This is a genomic window from Streptomyces sp. NBC_00190, from assembly GCF_036203305.1.
Classification (GTDB): domain Bacteria; phylum Actinomycetota; class Actinomycetes; order Streptomycetales; family Streptomycetaceae; genus Streptomyces.
In genome coordinates this window covers 6613278-6629987 of the sequence record NZ_CP108131.1, presented here as the reverse complement: position 1 = coordinate 6629987, position 16710 = coordinate 6613278, and the positions used below count along the sequence as shown (strand labels likewise).

General features: G+C 73.5%; 15 protein-coding genes. 9 read left to right on the top strand and 6 right to left on the bottom strand.

The features are described from left to right. The first annotated feature begins 25 nt into the window (after window positions 1–25). From OG429_RS31135 to OG429_RS31115, 5 genes are all read left to right on the top strand, one after another. A complete protein-coding gene (locus OG429_RS31135) occupies window positions 26–1714 on the top strand; it encodes a (2,3-dihydroxybenzoyl)adenylate synthase (protein ID WP_328928572.1) in 1689 nt (562 codons plus the stop codon). A 30-nt stretch (window positions 1715–1744) separates the two neighbouring features. After that, window positions 1745–1993, top strand: a complete 249-nt coding sequence (locus OG429_RS31130) for a phosphopantetheine-binding protein (protein ID WP_328928571.1) — start codon at window positions 1745–1747, stop codon at window positions 1991–1993. Between the two features lie 65 nt (window positions 1994–2058). Beyond that, window positions 2059–2739, top strand: coding sequence for an isochorismatase family protein (locus tag OG429_RS31125; RefSeq protein ID WP_328928570.1), 681 nt, complete (start codon window positions 2059–2061; stop codon window positions 2737–2739). Then, complete coding sequence (locus tag OG429_RS31120; RefSeq protein ID WP_328928569.1) at window positions 2736–4727, top strand: anthranilate synthase family protein; 1992 nt, start codon at window positions 2736–2738, stop codon at window positions 4725–4727. The genes OG429_RS31125 and OG429_RS31120 overlap by 4 nt, the downstream gene beginning before the upstream one ends. After that, window positions 4724–5986, top strand: coding sequence for a 3-deoxy-7-phosphoheptulonate synthase class II (locus OG429_RS31115; RefSeq protein ID WP_328928568.1), 1263 nt, complete (start codon window positions 4724–4726; stop codon window positions 5984–5986). Before OG429_RS31120 ends, OG429_RS31115 begins: the two co-directional genes overlap by 4 nt. Here the strand turns inward: OG429_RS31115 and OG429_RS31110 are convergent. The 6 genes from OG429_RS31110 to OG429_RS31085 all read right to left on the bottom strand — a co-directional run bounded on the left by OG429_RS31110 (window position 5907) and on the right by OG429_RS31085 (window position 13011). Next, window positions 5907–8564, bottom strand: a complete 2658-nt coding sequence (locus OG429_RS31110) for a helix-turn-helix transcriptional regulator (protein ID WP_328928567.1) — start codon at window positions 8562–8564, stop codon at window positions 5907–5909. The two genes, OG429_RS31115 and OG429_RS31110, sit on opposite strands and share 80 nt — an antisense overlap. A 38-nt stretch (window positions 8565–8602) precedes the next feature. Further along, window positions 8603–9439 carry a PhzF family phenazine biosynthesis protein gene (locus OG429_RS31105; protein ID WP_328928566.1) on the bottom strand — a complete coding sequence of 279 codons (837 nt, stop codon included), beginning with the start codon at window positions 9437–9439 and terminating at the stop codon, window positions 8603–8605. Between the two features lie 130 nt (window positions 9440–9569). Beyond that, complete coding sequence (phzG, locus tag OG429_RS31100) at window positions 9570–10202, bottom strand: phenazine biosynthesis FMN-dependent oxidase PhzG (protein ID WP_328928565.1); 633 nt, start codon at window positions 10200–10202, stop codon at window positions 9570–9572. Then, the gene (locus OG429_RS31095; RefSeq protein ID WP_328930477.1) at window positions 10199–10531 is read right to left on the bottom strand and encodes a hypothetical protein; all 333 of its coding nucleotides are present in this window, start codon (window positions 10529–10531) and stop codon (window positions 10199–10201) included. The genes phzG and OG429_RS31095 overlap by 4 nt, the downstream gene beginning before the upstream one ends. Window positions 10532–10536: 5 nt before the next feature. Further along, a complete protein-coding gene (locus OG429_RS31090) occupies window positions 10537–11025 on the bottom strand; it encodes a PhzA/PhzB family protein (RefSeq protein WP_328928564.1) in 489 nt (162 codons plus the stop codon). Between the two features lie 81 nt (window positions 11026–11106). Beyond that, complete coding sequence (locus tag OG429_RS31085; protein WP_328928563.1) at window positions 11107–13011, bottom strand: AfsR/SARP family transcriptional regulator; 1905 nt, start codon at window positions 13009–13011, stop codon at window positions 11107–11109. 227 nt (window positions 13012–13238) lie between these two features. Here OG429_RS31085 and OG429_RS31080 point away from each other — a divergent pair, with 227 nt between their 5' ends. From OG429_RS31080 to OG429_RS31065, 4 genes are all read left to right on the top strand, one after another. Next, window positions 13239–13700, top strand: a complete 462-nt coding sequence (locus tag OG429_RS31080; RefSeq protein WP_328928562.1) for a helix-turn-helix domain-containing protein — start codon at window positions 13239–13241, stop codon at window positions 13698–13700. Between the two features lie 78 nt (window positions 13701–13778). Continuing rightward, complete coding sequence (locus OG429_RS31075; protein WP_328928561.1) at window positions 13779–14297, top strand: hypothetical protein; 519 nt, start codon at window positions 13779–13781, stop codon at window positions 14295–14297. A gap of 1 nt (window position 14298) precedes the next feature. After that, window positions 14299–15429 (top strand): MAB_1171c family putative transporter, encoded by a 1131-nt coding sequence (locus OG429_RS31070; RefSeq protein ID WP_328928560.1) that lies wholly within the window; start codon window positions 14299–14301, stop codon window positions 15427–15429. 47 nt (window positions 15430–15476) lie between these two features. Then, entirely contained in the window at window positions 15477–16688 is a 1212-nt protein-coding gene (locus OG429_RS31065; protein ID WP_328928559.1) for an amidohydrolase family protein, read from the top strand. The last annotated feature ends 22 nt before the right edge of the window (window positions 16689–16710 follow it).

Here is a 16710-nt window from a genome sequence, read left to right as displayed (position 1 = left end):
CAGAGACCCGAGAGGAGTTCTTTCGATGCTCGAAGGATGCACCCCCTGGCCACCTGAGGTGGCCGCACGCCACCGCGCCGAGGGCCACTGGCGTAGCGAGAGCCTGGTGGACCTGCTGGACGCCGCCGTCGCCGCGCACGGCGACAAGGCCGCGCTCGTCCAGGACGACGTACGGATCTCGTACGCCGAACTGGGCCTGCGCACCCGGCGGATGGCCGTCGGCTTCCGCGCCCGCGGCATCGGCGCGGGTGACCGGGTCGTGGTCCAGCTGCCCAACGGACCGGACTTCGTCGTCGTGTGCTTCGCGCTGTTCCGCCTCGGCGCCCTGCCGGTCTTCGCGCTGCCCGCCCACCGCGCCCAGGAGATCCGCCATCTGTGCGACCACTCCGGTGCGGTCGGATACGTCTTCCCACACAGCCACCACGGCTTCGACCACCTCGGGCTGGCCCGTCAGGTCCGCGCGGAGGTCGGCGGGCTCACGCACCTCTTCGTCTCCGGCGCCCCGCAGACCGGGGACGAGAAGGGGGACGGGGACGTCGTACCGCTGGCGGAGGTGGACGCCGAGCCCGTGCCGCTGCCCGCCCCCGATGCTTCGGACGTCGCGTTCTTCCTGCTGTCCGGGGGCACCACCGCCCTTCCGAAGCTGATCCCGCGCACCCACGACGACTACGTCTGCCAGGCCCGGGCCGCCCGCGCGGCGGGCCCGGTCTCCGCCGACGACGTGTACCTCGCCGTCCTACCCGTCGAGTTCAACTTCACCTGGGGCTGCCCCGGGGTGATCGGGATGCTCGGCGCCGGCGGCACTGTGGTGCTGGCCCAGGACCCCACCCCCGAGCGGTGCTTCCCGCTCATCGAACGGGAGGGCGTGACCTTCACCTCCGTCGTTCCGAGCGTCCTGCAGTTGTGGCTGGAGGCGGCGGAATGGCACGAGGCGGACCTCGGCAGCCTCCGCTTCCTCCAGGTGGGCAGCGCCAAGCTGTACCCGGAGGTGGCCGCGCGCGTCGAGCCCGCCTTCGGCTGCCGGCTCCAGCAGGTCTTCGGGATGGCCGAGGGACTGCTGACCTTCACCCGCGAGGACGATCCGGCCGCCACCGTGCTGGGCACCCAGGGGCGGCCGGTCTCCGCGGCCGACGAGATCCGCATCGTCGACGAGCAGGACCGGGAGCTGTCGCCGGGTGGCATCGGCGAGCTGCTCGCGCGGGGCCCATACACGCTCCGGGGCTACTACCGGGCCCCGGAGCACAACAGCCGGGCCTTCACCGACGACGGCTTCTACCGCAGCGGCGACCTGGCACGGTTGACGCCCGAGGGAAACCTCGTGATCGAGGGTCGCATCAAGGACGTCATCATCCGCGGCGGCGACAAGGTTTCCGCCGCCGAGGTCGAAGGCCATCTCCTGGCCCTCGGATCGGTCTCCCGCGCGGCCGTCGTGCCCTGTCCCGACGCGTTCCTGGGCGAGCGCACCTGTGCCTTCCTCGTCCCCGTGGACCGGGCCCCGACGCTGGCCGAGATCAAGACGGCCCTGGAGCAGCGCGGCCTGGCCGCGTACAAGCTGCCGGACCGCGTCGAGATCGTCACCGAACTGCCCCTGACCGGTCTCGGAAAGACCGACAAGAAGGTGCTCGCCGCGCTCGCGCGCGGCGAGGCCGTCCCCGCCGCGGCGGCGTTCCTCCCCGCCCGCGCGCCCCGTGCGGCAGCACCGCACGCGGGCTGAACCGACCGCCACAGAAAGGCCGACACCACGATGGACACCGACGCGCCCCGCTCGGCGGACGAGATCCGGGCGGTGGTCGCCGCGCTGATCGACACGGCGCCGGACGACATTCCCGACCAGGCGAACCTGGTTCTCCTGGGCCTGACCTCGCTGGACCTGATGCGGCTCAGCGGCCGCTGGCGGCGCAGCGGCGTACCAGTGAAATTCGAGTCCCTGGTGGCGGATCCGACCATCGGGGGCTGGGCCCGGCACGTCGCCTCCGTCACCACGGACGCCTGAGGCCGACCGCCCCCGGCCGCCTCCCCGGCCCCCCTTGCGCACCGGACCCGAAAGGAGCCAGAGCCTTGGCGCTCTCCGCCATTCCCGCCATCCGCCCGTACCCCCTGCCCGCGCCCGCCGGCCTGCCGGAGAACACAGCCGCCTGGGAGGCCGACCCCACCCGCGCGCTGCTGCTGATCCACGACATGCAGCACTACTTCCTGCAGTTCCTGCCGGCCGGGCAGGAGCCGCGGACGGGGCTGGAGGACCGCGTGACCGCGCTGCGGCAGGGCGCCGCCGAGGCCGGCGTGCCAGTCGCGTACACCGCGCAGCCCGGCGACATGACCCCGCGCCAGCGCGGCCTGCTGGCGGACTTCTGGGGACCCGGAATGAGCACGGCGCCCGAGCACCGGGGCTTCCCCGAGCAGTTCGGGCCGGCGGCCGGGGACCACGTGCTCACCAAGTGGCGGCCCAGCGCCTTCTTCCGCACCCGTCTGGCGGAGCTGATGCGCACCCTGGGCCGCGACCAGCTGGTGCTGTGCGGGGTGTACGCGCACATCGGTGTGCTCCAGACCGCCTGCGACGCCCTGGCCCGCGACATCGAGTCGTTCATCGTGGCGGATGCCGTGGCGGACTTCGGCGAGGCCGACCACCGGATGGCGCTGGAGTACGCGGCGGCCCGGTGTTCCGTGGTGGTGCCCACCGAAACGGTGCTGACGGCCTTCCGGGGCGGCCCCGCGCCGCGGGGTCCGGGTGCCGCCCGATGACGGGCCCGATGGGGGACGCCGGTGACGTGGCCGCCCTGCTGGACCGGCTGGGCGAGGCGGGCGGGGCGGCCTCGTTCGCCCTGCTGCACCGGCCGGAGGCGGGCGACGGCGCCTCGGTGGACGTGCTCATCGGTGAGATGACGCCCGTCTCCGCCCTGGCGGACATCCCGCTGCCCCCGGCGACCCCGGGCGAGCGTCACGAGCAGCTGGTCCTGCTGCCGTACCGGCAGATCGCCGAGCGCGGCTACGCCTGCCCGGACGACGGCGAGGAGCTGCTCGTCATGGACATACACGAGCAGGGCGCCGTACCGCTGGACGCCCTCCTCGCCGCGCTGCCGGAGTCCGCCCTGACCGTCCGCGGCGGCGCGTTCGACGTGGACGACGCGGCCTACGCGCAGACGGCGCGGCGGATCGTCGAGGACGAGATCGGATCGGGCGCCGGGGCCAACTTCGTCCTCAAGCGCACCTACACCGCATGGATCGACGGCTGGTCGGCCCGGTCGGCGCTGGCTCTGTACGGACGGCTGCTGCGCAACTCCCCCGGCGCGTACTGGACGTTCCTCATCCGCTCCGGCGGGCGCACCCTCATCGGCGCCAGTCCCGAGCGGCACATCACGCTGGACGGGGGCACGGCCGTGATGAACCCGATCAGCGGCACGTACCGCTACCCGCGGGGCGGCGCCACCCCCGCCGGCGTCCTGGAGTTCCTCGCGGACGGCAAGGAGCGCAACGAGCTGTACATGGTGCTCGACGAGGAGCTCAAGATGATGAGCCGGCTATGCCCGCAGGGCGGCCGGGTCGTGGGGCCGCGGCTGCGGGAGATGAGCCACCTCGCGCACACCGAATACTTCATCGAAGGACACTGCGACCGCGATCCGCGCGAGGTGCTGCGCGAGACCCTCTTCGCGCCGACCGTCACCGGCAGTCCGCTGGAGAGCGCCTGCCACGTCATCGCCAAGTACGAGCCGGACGGCCGCGGTTACTACGCCGGTGTCGCGGCTCTGCTCGGCCGGGACGCCGCCGGGGAACGCCGGCTGGACTCCGCGATCCTGATCCGTACCGCGGACGTGGACCGCAGGGGCCGGCTGCGGCTGGGCGTCGGCGCCACCCTCGTACGCGACTCCGACCCGGTGTCCGAGGCCGAGGAGACCCGGGCCAAGGCCGCCGGGCTGCTCGCCGCCCTGGACATCGGGGCACCGCCCGGACGGGCACCGCACGAGCCCGCGGCCGGCCGGCTCGGGGCCGATCCCGGGGTCTCGCGGGCACTGCGCGCGCGCAACGACCCGCTGGCGGGCTTCTGGCGGGCCTCCCCCGGTGACCGCTCGCCGCGCCCGCCGCACCTGGCGGGCCGCCGGGCCCTGCTGATCGACGCCGAGGACACCTTCACGGCCATGGGCGCGACGCTGCTGCGCGGGCTCGGGCTCGACGTGACGGTGCGGCGGTTCGACGAGCCGTACTCGGTGGCCGGTCAGGACCTGGTGGTCGTGGGGCCCGGTCCCGGGGACCCGCGCGAGACCGGCCACGTCAAGATCGCGCACCTGCGGGACCGGACGCGGCAGTTGCTGGCGGCCGGCACTCCGTTCCTGTCGGTCTGCCTGGGCCACCAGGCCCTGTGCGGCGTGCTCGGTCTGCCCCTGGTCCGCAAGCGGGTGCCGCACCAGGGCGTCCAGCGCACCGTCGACCTCTTCGGGCAGCGCGAGGACGTGTACTTCTACAACACCTTCGCGGCCCTCTCCCCGGCCGATCGCCTTGAGGGGCCGCGGTCGCGCCCGGGGTGGGTGGAGGTGTCCCGGGACCCGGCGACGGGAGAGGTCCACGCGCTGCGCGGGCCCGGCTTCGCCTCGGTGCAGTTCCACCCCGCGTCGGTGATGACCCGCAACGGCATCGGCATCCTCGAACAGCTCATCGGCACCGTGCTGGCGCGTTCGCCCGTGCCCAAGCCGGCACCCCGCCCCGAATCTCCCCGAAATCGCGAGGCCATCGCATGAGTTCCTCCCTGATCACCGGCGGTGCGCTCCCGGCTGCGCCGGCGGCCCCGCCCACCGCACAGCACCCGGGCTGGCAGGACCAGGAGGCCGTCGACGACGTCACCCGGCGGCTGGCCGGCTATCTGCCGCTGGTCCTGCCCGCCGAGTGCGACCGGCTCCGGGCCCGCCTGGCGGCGGTGGCCCGCGGCGAGGCGTTCCTGCTCCAGGGCGGCGACTGCGCCGAGACGTTCGACGCGCTGAGCGCCGAGTCGGTGGCGGCCAAGCTGGACACGCTCTTCTCCATGGCGGGCTCACTGACGGCCGGTGCGCGGCTGCCCGTGGTGGTGCTGGGCCGGATCGCCGGCCAGTTCGCCAAGCCGCGGTCGCAGCCGACCGAGGTGCGCGGGGGCGTGACGCTTCCCGCCTACCGGGGCGACGCGGTGAACGGGCTGGAGTTCTCCGCCGCGCTGCGCACCCCGAACCCGTACCGGATGCTGCGGATGTACGGGGCGTCGGCCGCCGTCCTCAACAGCATCAGGGCCCTGTCGGCCGCCGGGGAGGATCCACAGGAGTTCTTCGTCTCCCACGAGGCGCTCCTGCTCGACTACGAGCGGCCCCTGACCCGGCTCGATCCACGCACCGGAGCCCGGTACGCGGGCTCCGGCCACCTGCTGTGGGCGGGCGAGCGGACCCGGCAGCCCGACGGCGCCCACATCGGCTACCTCGCCGGTATCGCGAACCCCATCGCAGTGAAGCTCGGACCGAGGGCCACCGCGGCCGAGGCCGTGGAGCTGGTGCGGCGGCTCGACCCGGAGCGGGTGCCGGGCCGCCTCACCTTCGTCGTCCGCATGGGCGCGCAGCGGGTGCGCGAGGTGCTGCCCGACCTGGTGGACCGGGTCACCGCCTGCGGCGCGCGGGTGGGCTGGGTGTGCGATCCGATGCACGGCAACACCTACACCGCCCCTTCGGGGCACAAGACGCGGGCCTTCGGCGACATCGTCGACGAGGTGTCCGGCTTCTTCGAGGTGCACCGCTCGCTCGGAACGCATGCGGGGGGCATCCACGTGGAGATGACCGGGGAGGACGTGACGGAGTGCGTGGGCGGCAGCGGCGGCACGGACGTACACGACCTGCCGCTGCGCTACGCCTCCGCGTGCGACCCACGGCTCAGCCGGGACCAGTCCCTCGAACTCGCCGGGCTCACGGCGCGGATCGCGGGACGCAGCCCGATCGCTGCGCGCCCGGGTCGAGTCGGCGGGCCAGCTCCGAACGGGCGGTGATCCCCAGTTTTCCGTACGTGCGGTGCAGATGGTTCTCGACCGTGCGCACCGACACGTACAGCCGGTCGGCGACCTCCTGGTTGGTCAGGCCGGCCGCCACCAGGGCGGCGACCTCCCGTTCCCGCAGGGTCAGGGCGGCGGGGAGGTCCTCGCGCCGGCGCTCCGGCGCGCCCGCCCACGGCGGCAGCCCTCCCCCGGTGGAGGCCGTGATCTCCTGGCACAGCAGCCGGGCCGCGCGGCCCCTGCGGTGCCGGCCGTCGGCCTGATGGGCCTGGGCGGCCTGTGCCGCGGTCTCGGCGGCCAGCGGCCTCAGCCCGAGGGCAGCGAAACGTCTGGTCAGCTCCTCCAGCGCATCGCCGTCGTGCAGTGCCAGTGCCTGGACGTGCCGGGCCTGGAGGGCCGTCGTGCCGGTCAGCACGGTCAGCTCGGGCAGCGATCCGACGGCCTCTTCGGTGGCGCCGAGCCGGGCGGCGAGGTGGAGGGCCGAGACCTCCTGGGCCCGGCGGTCGGCGGCGCCGGCCGACCTGGCGACAGACAGGGCCAGCCGCACCGCCTGGGCCCGGTCGCCGACATGGGCGTACACCAGGGCGGATTCGAGCGCCGTCCCGTCCTGCGCCAGCGGATAGCGGACCCCTCGGCCCTCCAGGGAGCGCACCTCTACGAGGGTACGTACGGCCTCTGCGTGCGCGCCCGCCTCGGCGAGGACGGCGGCCAGCTGGGCCAGCGTCCAGGCGGGGGCCGTGAGCCAGTCGGCGGGCGCGTCCACGGCGGCGGCCCGGCGCAGTTCGTCGACGGCCGCGTCCCGGTCCCCGCGCGCGCGGTGCAGCCGGACGCGCAGCAGCGCCACGCGTACTCGGTCCCGCGGATCGCCTTCGTCCCACCATTGCATGCCCCCGAGGAGGGCGGCGGCCGCGGCGACGCCCGCCGTGTGGAGGGCGGCGTAGGTGCGCATCCACTGGGCGGCGGTATCGACGGTCGTGCCCTCCTCGGGGTCCGGCGGCAGCCCGGCGAGCAGACGGGCGGCGGACACCGGATCACCGCGCTCGACCAGGGCGAAGGCCGCGGGGACGGTGACGAGGCCTGCGAGTGCGCCCTCGCGCGGCGGTGGTGCGCCCTCGCGCCCGGCGGCCGCCGCCGACACGTCCGCGAACCGGTCCTCCAGCAGCCCGAGCAGGGCGCGCGCGCCGCGGAACCGCAGCCGGCCCGTGCCCTGCGCCGTGGTCAGGCCGCGCTCGACGACGCCGACGGCCTCTCCCAGGCGGCCCAGCCCGAAGGCCATGTTCACCGCACGGACGGCGGTGGCCTCGTCGGTCAGGCCCGCGGGCAGGCCCGGCGCTTCGGCGAGTACCCGTTCGGCTTCACGGTGCCGGCCCCGGCCCTGTAGGGCCTGCACCAGCACGAGCCGTACGCCGGCGGCGACGGCCTCGTCGGCCGGACCGTCCGGGTGCGACAGGGCGGTGCGGGCCAGCGTCTCGGCCTTGCCGAAGTCGTGTCGGCGCAGGGCCCGTTCGGCCGCGGCCCGCAGCTGCCCCGTGGGGGGCGTCTGGCCTGCGGCGAGCCGGAGGTCGACCACCCGCCGGACGTCGTCGTGGCGGCGCATGCCCACCGCCTCAATGCCGTCGGCGAGCTGGCGGCGCAGCCGGCGTCCTTCGAGTTCGGGCATGGCGCGCAGCACCACGGCGGAGTACAGCGGGTAGGCCAGCCGCAGGCGCAGCCGCGGGCCGGAGCGTTCGGTGACGAGGAGGCCGCTGCGGTTGAGCGACTCGGCGGCGTGGGCCAGCCCGGCGGCGGCCGGCAGGTCGGCTTCCAGGGGCTCGGCCAAGGCGACGAGCTGGACGAGTTCGCGTTCGTCCGGCCGCAGGTCGTTCAGGCGCAGCTGGACGAGGGCGGCCGGACGTCCCCCGGGAGCGGCCGGCAGCTCTCCGCGCCACTGCCAGAGCGCGCCTTCCCGGCGCAGGGCGCCGTCGGAGAGGGCGGCGTCGGTGAGTTCGCGCAGGAGCAGGGCGTTCCCGCGGGTGGCGGTCCACAGCCGTTCCGCGCAGTCGGCGGACAGCTGGCCGCCGAGCCGGGCCTGCAGCACCTCGCCGGCCGTGGTCCGGTCGAAGTGGGGTACTTCGACGCGCTCGACGAGGCGCTCGACCCACAGGGCGCTGATGTCGCCCGGCATGGCCACGCCGGAGAGGGCCGTCGCGATCAGCCGGATCCGGCCGTCTCGGACCAGGGCGTACAGGCAGGCGGCGACGGCGGGGTCGATGAGGTGCGCGTCGTCGAGACCCAGCACGGGGCCCGCTGCGGACGGGGTGGCGGGCGGGCTCTGCGGCACTCTGGGGAACTGCTTGAGGGCGTCGGCCAGCGAGCCGCTCGCGCCGGTGGGGACGGCGCCGCCCGCCCAGAGGGTGGCGGCGCCACCGGCCGCCGCCCGTTCCAGCGCGGCGTGCAGGAGCCGGCTCTTGCCCACCCCCCATTCGCCGCTGAGCAGCACGCCCCGCGGTCCGGCGAGCGCCCTTTCCACGTGGTCGATTTCGGATTCCCGGCCCGCTGTCGGCCAGTCTGCGGAGGTGGCGATCCCCCAAGGCATGGCTGTGTGCCTTCCGTTCCCCCGGTGTGTCCGGGCCGTCAGAGGAGGAGGGTGCCGCGCACGACGGTCACCGCGCTGCCGCTCATCTCGACCGACGTGACGCGGTCGCCTTCGCGGGTGGCCCGCGCGTACATGGTGGAGGGCCGGCCCATCCAGGCGCCCTGAGTGATCTCGATCTCCGTACCGTCCTCGATCAGTGCGTGCCGGGCCAGATGGATCGCCAGCGGGCCGGAGGCGGAACCGGTGGCGGCGTCCTCGACCACGCCGTACGCCGGCGAGAACATGCGCGTGTGCCAGGTGCGGCCGCCGCCGGCGAAGCAGTTGGCGGCCATGTCCGGAAAGGCGGAGAGGGCACGGTGGTCGGGGCGCAGTGCGGCGAGGGCCTCGACGTCGGGCAGGCCGACGAGGACATGGCGGGGACCGTTGCGGTAGACCTCGACCGGGAGGGTTGAGTCGGTCAGGCCCAGGGCGGCGAGGAGTTCGGGGGTCTTCTCGTACGGCTCCCAGACGGGTATCGGCTGACGCATGCGGATGCGGGTGATCCGCTCCCCGGCACGCTCCAGCTCCACGGGGACGGCGCCCATCGCGGTCTCCAGCAGCAGGCGGCCGGCGCACCGCTCCTCGCCGAGGACCTGGGCAGTGCCGAGCAGCGGATGGCCGGCGAACGGCAGTTCGTTGACGGGGGTGAAGATCCGGATGCGGGCGTCGCCGCCGTTTTCGGGCGGCAGGACGAAGGTGGTCTCCGAGAGGTTCATCTCGCGGGCGATGCGCTGCATCTGGCGGGGGGTGAGAGCGGCGGCGTCCAGGTAGACGGCGACCGGGTTCCCTTCGAGGGGGGTGTGGGTGAAGGCGTCGGCAACGACGTACTGGTACATGGTCAGTTCGTTCCTTCGCTCCGGGCCGGGCGGGCAACATCAGGGCATGGGTGCGGCCGGCGTGCGGGCGAGGCCCGCCCCGGGCCTGTGGCCGCCGGACGGACGCCGGCGGCCACCTCCTGTACTCCGGTCACGGCTGGAGCCTCAGGACCGACCAGGAACCGCCCTGGTGGTCGTAGCGCAGCCGGCGGTGCAGCCGGTCCGGGCTCGACTCCCAGAACTCCAGGCAGTGCGGGACCAGCTGGTAGCCGACGAACGGCTCGGGCCGGGGCAGCGGCCCGAGCGCCGACAGCCGCGCGGCGTGGGCGCGCAGGGCCTCCACGTCCGCCAGCACCTCGCTCTGCCTCGACGCCACCGACATGGCGTGGGTGGTGACGGGCCGGGCTGCCCACAGGGCGTCGGAGTCGGAGTCGGGCAGCTGCTCGACCGGGCCGGCGACGATGATCTGACGGCCGCTCTCGCGCCAGTAGAGCACCCCGGACGCCCAGGGCATGACGGCGAGTTCACGGTCCTTGGGGCTGCCGCGGTGGCTGGTGAAGACCAGGCCCGTGTCCGAGAGCGAGTTGAGCTGCACGATCCGGCTGGAGGCGCGGCCGTCCGCACCGGTGGTCGCCAGGGCGATCGCACCCGGTTCGCGGACCTCCTCCTTGGCCCGGTCGAGCCAGGTGCGCAGCAGGGCCAAGGGGTCGGCCGGGGGCTTGCGGAACTCTTCGGGTTCACGGACGGGAGCCGCCCCGGCGCCCTGGTCGGACGGCGTCGTCATCGTCCCCGCACCTCCAGCGCCCGGCCCAGGCCGACGAGGGAGGTCAGTGCGTGCCGTCCTTCGACGGTCGCCTCGATGTCGAACCAGGTCCGGTGGGTGGGCGGATAGCCGATCAGCTCGCCGGCGCTGCGCGGATGCGGCGGTGTGGCCGCCTCCGCGGACTCCCAGACCAGGACCGCGCCCCAGCGGTTGTTCTCGTCGTCGGCGATCCACAGCTTCAATACCAGGCCGGGCTGGTCGGACCAGGCGGCGACGGCCTCGTCACACAGGAACCCTCGGAGCGATTCGATGGTCTGCGCGGACTCCGCGAGCTCCCACCACGCGATCATCGCCTTCACGTGGGGATGCCTTCCCGGCGCACCACGGGCACCTCGATACCGAGCGCCCGGAGCTGGTTGAAGGGGTTCATGAACTCCCGGTTCTGCACGATCTTCCCGCCGTCCAGCAGGAAGGAGTGGAGGAAGTGGTTCTTGTAGTGGCCGTCCTCGTAGCCGGGGAAGCGGATCGCCCCCTCGCCGTCGCACTCCACCCAGAACCGGTTGGGGTCCTGGGTCTCGAAGATCTGGATGTTGAACCACACCCAGTCGGGGAAGCACTGCAGGGACCAGACGGCATGCTCCGCCAGCCGGTCGCGGCCGCGGATGGCGATGGGTCCGGGGGTGTCGGCGGTCCACAGGCCGCCCTCGCCGTCCTCCACGAAGAGGAGATGGCGCTTGAGACGGTCCTGACCGGTGGTGTGCATGTACGTCTCGACCGTGGCCCGGTTGATGCGCCGGAGTTCGGCATGGTCGGTAAAGCCTGGGCTGAGCGTGGCGTCGGACACGACGTGACCTCCCGTGGATGGGACACAGATCAACTGCTCGGAATATGCTGCAAAAGCTGGCTATATCAGGGCTGCCGGTCGCTATACAGCGGCTATAGGCCGTGCCCGGCACGGCGCACCGCCGCGCCGGATGACCTCGCCCCGCACGAACTCCGATCCCTCCGTGGTCTGCGCGTTCTCCGTGTTCTCGGCAGCGCTGTCGGCCGTCAGTACGCACATCAGCAGGCCGGGCAGCTCGAAGACGAAGCCGTCGTCTCCGGCGGGTCCGGCCACGCCCAGCATGTGGGCGTCCACCAGCAGTTCGAGGAGGTCCTCGGTCGCCCCGGTCGGCAGGTCCAGCGCGACGGCGGCCGCGCCCACCGTGATGTGCCGCATCCGCAGGCCGGCGAGCCCGCGCAGAGCGCGGCGGGGACGGTCGGGAAGCCCGGCGACGCTGCACAGCAGCGCCGCGCCGATGTCGAGTTCACCGATGCGCAGCAAGCCGAGGGTGTCGCGGCCGGGGTCGGCCAGCCGGTCGGCGAGATGGCCCGGCGTCCAGTGCGGCCGGGCGGTCAGCTGCGCGGCTACGGCGCGAATGGTGGCGGGATGCAGGTCGCACAGGCGCAGCAGCCGCTCGGCCGCCTCCCGGTGGCCCCCCGCGACCGCCGAACCGCAGGTGATCCCGTTGAGCAGGTCCAGTGCCTCGCGCGGCTCCAGGCCGCCCAGGGCCAGGACACGGACACCGGGCAGGTCGGCGAACCGCGGCCGCCCGGTGAGCAGGAACTGGGACCGGCCGCCACCGGAGACCAGGGGATGCACCTGCGCCTCGTCGGCGCCGTCGAGGACGACGAGGCAGCGCAGCCTGTCGAGGAGGGTGCGTAACAACCACATCCGCTCCTGTGCCCCCACCGCCGGGTCAGGGCGTTCACCGAGGCCGCGCAGGAGGTCGTCGACGACCTCGGCCTGCGGTCGAGGACGGCCCCCGGCGTCGTGGCAGCGGGCGAACAGCCGGCCATCGGGATAGGCGGGCGCGATGCCGTACGCGGCGCGCACCGCCAGTACGGTCTTGCCGCTGCCGGCCATGCCGGTGACCACGACGGGCCCGGTGCAGCCCGCGTCGTCCGGTGCGGGGGTCAGCCACTGCCGGAGCCTGCGCAGTTCGGCGTGCCGGCCGGTGAAGTCCACGAGGTCCGGGGGCAGCGCGGTGTACGCCCCGTCACCGCGGCAGGGAGCCTCGCCCGTGGGGCCGGGGACCCGCGGGGACGGCCGACGGGCGTCCAGGGTGCCGGCGAGCAGGGACTGGAAGGTGCTGTTGAGTTCCTCCCCCGGGTCCACGCCGAGGTGTTCGGCGAGGACGGCCCGGCCCTCGTGGTAGACGGTGAGGGCTTCGGCCTGCCCGCCGCTGTGGCAGAGCGCGCTCATCAGCAGGGACCGGAGCCGCTCACGGAAGGGGAACTGCGCGACGGACGCGGTGAGCTCGCCGACGACGTGACGGGCCCGGCCGAGGGCGAGGTCGGCGGCCGTCTTCTCCTCCAGTACGGACATCCGCAGTTCCTCCAGCCTGGGGGCCTGCGAGGCGTCCAGGAACTCCGTGGCACCGGCGAGGGCGGGACCTCGCCACTGCGCCAGCGCCTCGGCGAACAGGGTGGACGCCTGTTCCAGCCGTCCGGCCGCCTGTGCGTCGCGGCCGCGGGCGGCCAGGCGTTCGAACTCCAGGTAGTCCACGGTCGCGCCGCTCGCCCGCAGCCCGTACCCGCGGGGCAGCCGGACGAACTCGACCGCGCCCCCCAGCGCCTTGCGCAGCCGGGAGACGTGCGTGTGCACCTGGGCGCGTACCGTCGCGGGCGGGGCCGCTCCCCACAACGCCTGCTGGATCTCGTACTGGGACAGCCCGTGCTCCCCCGCCAGGACCAGGGCCGCGAGGAGGGTTCTGGGCCGCATCCCGCCCAGCGAGCGGGGGCGGCCGCCGTCGAAGGCTTCTATCGGTCCGAGTATGCGAAGTTCCATGCCGTCCCTCGTCCGAGCTCTCCGGGCTCGGGCGCCGTGACGAGCTCGTTTTCAGGACGAGCCACGGCAACTCAGGTACGCCCGAGTCGAGTTGCATCCAATATGAGTCGAAGATCGATCCGGATGGGGACGCTAGCCTCGGCTCCGACAGGTGTCAACACGCCACCGGGCGTCGACGCACCCGACGCCGTGCCAGTAGATTGCCCTGGACACAGGGAGGTGCAACCTTGGCCAGCTCGGACGGCGGTGCGAGACTCACCCTTGCCGACAAGATCAATCACCTGTTCGAAACGGTGGTACCGGCCGGCCGTCAGCCGTACAACACCGAAGAAGTGGCCCGGGCCATCACCGAGACCGGAATACCCATCTCCGGAAGCTACATCTGGCTGTTGCGCAAAGGCCAGCGCGACAATCCGACGCTCAAGCACCTCGAAGGCATAGCCAAGTTCTTCGGCGTCCCTCCGGCCTACTTCTTCAACGACCAGGTCGCCTCCGACGTCCACGTGCAGCTCGCCCTCCTCGCGGCACTTCGCGACTCCAACGTCCAGCACGTCGCCCTGCGGGCCGCCGGCCTCTCCTCCGCGAGCCTGAACTCGATCAGCGAACTCATCGAGCGCGTACGGACCCTGGAGGGACTGTCCCAGCGCACTCCGGACAAGGACGCACTGGGCGAGCCCCAGGATTCATGACCTGATTCCCCCTGTCTGTCCGAACCCGACTCATGTTGCATGGGTCGTGTGTGGCCGGTGTGGCACGGGGGAGGAAGATTGCTGAAAGAGAGCGAGTTACGGCGGCGCTGCAAGCGTGAACTCCGGTCGCTGGGGGTCCAGCCGCCGTTGGACGTCGCCGTACTGTGCAGACTCCTCGGAGAGCGCCGGGGCCGGCCCATCCACCTGGTCCCCTACCGGCTCCCGGCGAACGGCCCGTACGGGCTGTGGATCGCCACGGACACCACCGACTACATCTTCTACCAGCAGGAAACCAGCAAGGCGCACCAGGACCACATCATCGTGCACGAGGTCGGGCACATCCTGGCCGATCACCACAGCGGTGAACTCGACGACGCACTGCTCGGCGCGATCATGCCGAACATCTCCCTCGACGTGGTCAAGCGGCTCCTGGGGCGCAGTTCGTACGACGAGGAGCGCGAACGCGAGGCGGAGACGATGGCCACCATCATCCTCGAATGGGCCCGCCTCCTCGATCAGGTCGCCCGGCCCGCACCACGGGACTCCTCGGCCGGGCGCATCCAGAGGGCGCTGACCGAGCGGCGCGGGTGGCTGTGACGTGCTGACGATCCTGCTCGGCGCGGTCCTGCTGGTCGCCCTCGTCCGGATGATCCACCAGATCGCCAAGGCCCCGTACGACCGTCCTCTTCAGGCCGTGACGTACTGCATCCTCTGCGCCTGCCTGTCCTTCCCCATGGGTCTGCGCAGCGTCGCCGACGATGTCGACGCCATGGCCGGCGCCGGAACCACGAAGCTGGTGCAGAACGTCCTGCTGCTCGGCACCGCCTACTGGCTCATGTGCTTCTATCTGCAATCGGCCTCGGACCCGCGCAGCGGCCGCCGGCGTGCCCGGATCGAGCTGATCCCGCTCGTGATCACCGCGGTCGTCATCACGGCGGCCCCGCTCGCGACCCCGCGCGCCGCGCGCACCCACGTCTACGCGACGGCGGACATGCGGGTGGCCGGAACCGCCGTGTTCTACCTGGCGGCCGGGATCTACCTGACGTACGCGCTCGCGATGGCACTGTGGTGGACCCTGCGGTACGTCGGGACCGCACGCGGCTCGCTCGCCGTCGGACTGCGGCTGGTCGCCGTCTCCCTGGCGTGCATGGTGGGCGCGGGCGCCCTGCGCGCCGTGCTGACCCTCGTCCGCGCCGGCGGTGGCGCCGTTCCCCCAGCTGTGATCACCAGCGTCAAACTGCTGCTGGACCTGGCGATTCCGCTCTTCGTCGTCGGCGTCCTGTACCCCGGGGTGGCCGACCGGCTGACGGCGCTGCGCCTGCGGTGGCGGCACCGGCGCGCCTACCGCCGGCTCACTCCGCTGTGGACGGCGCTGCACACGGCGTTCCCCGAGAACGCCCTGCACCCGGCGCCGTCCGGCGGCTGGCGCGACTGGCCCGCCTGGCGGGGCCCGCTCGGTGCACACCGGCGTTATTACCGGCGCGTGGTGGAGTGCCGGGACGGGCTCGTACGGCTCAGCCCGTACCTCGCGCCCCTCACCGAGGCCGGGCCGGTCGGCGGGCTGCCGCCTGACGTCGTGGCTGGACACCTGCGCCGGGCGCTGCGGGAGTACTCGGCCGGGGTGCCCGCCCCGTCCGGGGCGGTGGCGATCGCCCTCCCCCGGGGCGACAGCCTCGACGACGACGTGCACCAGCTCCTGCTGCTCTCGGACGCGCTTGGGGCCGCATGACCGCTCCGCCGGATCCTGCGGGGCGACCGACACGAAGGTGTGAGTCCATGGAGTACTTGATCACTGCCGGGCAGCTCGTCACGGGGCCCGGCGGTCAGCGGCTGCGCGACGGCGCCGTACTGGTCCGCGGCGGGACGATCGCAGGCGTGGGCCCGCGGGCCGAGATCGCACCCTTGGCCGCAGCCGGGGCAACGGTCGTCTCGTTCCCCGACGGCACGGTGCTGCCCGGACTGATCGACTGCCATGTCCACCTGGCCCTCGACGCCGGGCCGGACCCCGTCACCGCCCTCCTCGACACCGATGACACCGGACTGCTGGCCGGGATGGCCGAGCGGGCCCGGCTCCTGCTCGACAGCGGCGTGACGACCGTACGGGACCTCGGGGACCGGGGCGGCCTCGCCCTGCGCCTGCGGCACTCGATCGAGCAGGACGCCGCACCCGGTCCGCGCATCCTCAGCGCCGGGACCCCGCTGACCCGCCCCGGCGGCCACTGCTGGTTCTTCGGCGGCGAGGTGAGCGACGAGGAGGCCCTGCGCGGCCTGGTCAGGCGCAACGTGCGGGACGGCGTCGACGTGATCAAGGTGATGGCCACCGGCGGTGGCATCACCAAGGGCGGCCCGCCGGTCTGGGAGGCCCAGTTCACCGCCGGGGAACTGGGCCTGGTGGTGGCCGAGGCCCGCCGCGCCGGTCTGCCGGTGGCCGCACACGCGCACGGCACCGAGGGCATCGCGGCGGCGGTGGCGGCGGGCGTCGACACGATCGAGCACTGCACCTGGATGGCGCGGGACGGCTTCGACGTGCGGGAGGACCTGGTCGCCGAGATCGCGGCGAAGGGGATCCGGGTCTGTCCCGCGGCGAGCCCGGACTGGCGCGGCTTCGCGCGGCGCTTCGGCCCGGAGCGGGCCGAGGAGATGTTCGACCGCCTGCGCTGGATGGCCGGTCAGGGGGTACGGCTCATCGCGGGCACGGACGCGGGCGTGGCGCACGCCGTCTTCGACGGCTTCGTGTCGAGCCTGGAGTTCTTCCGCCACATCGGCTTCTCCCCCGCCGAGGCCATCGACGCGGCCACGGTCGAGGCCGCCCTCGCCCTGGGCATCGCCTCCGACACCGGACGCCTCGCCCCGGGCTACCGCGCCGACCTGATCGCCGTCACCGGCGACCCACTGGCCGATCTGGCCGCCCTGCGCGACGTCCGCCTGACGATGTCCGCCGGCCGCCCCCACGTCCCGGCCGGCTCCCCGGCGCCGGCCCCGCGCTGAAGAACGGGGGCCGGCGCCGCGT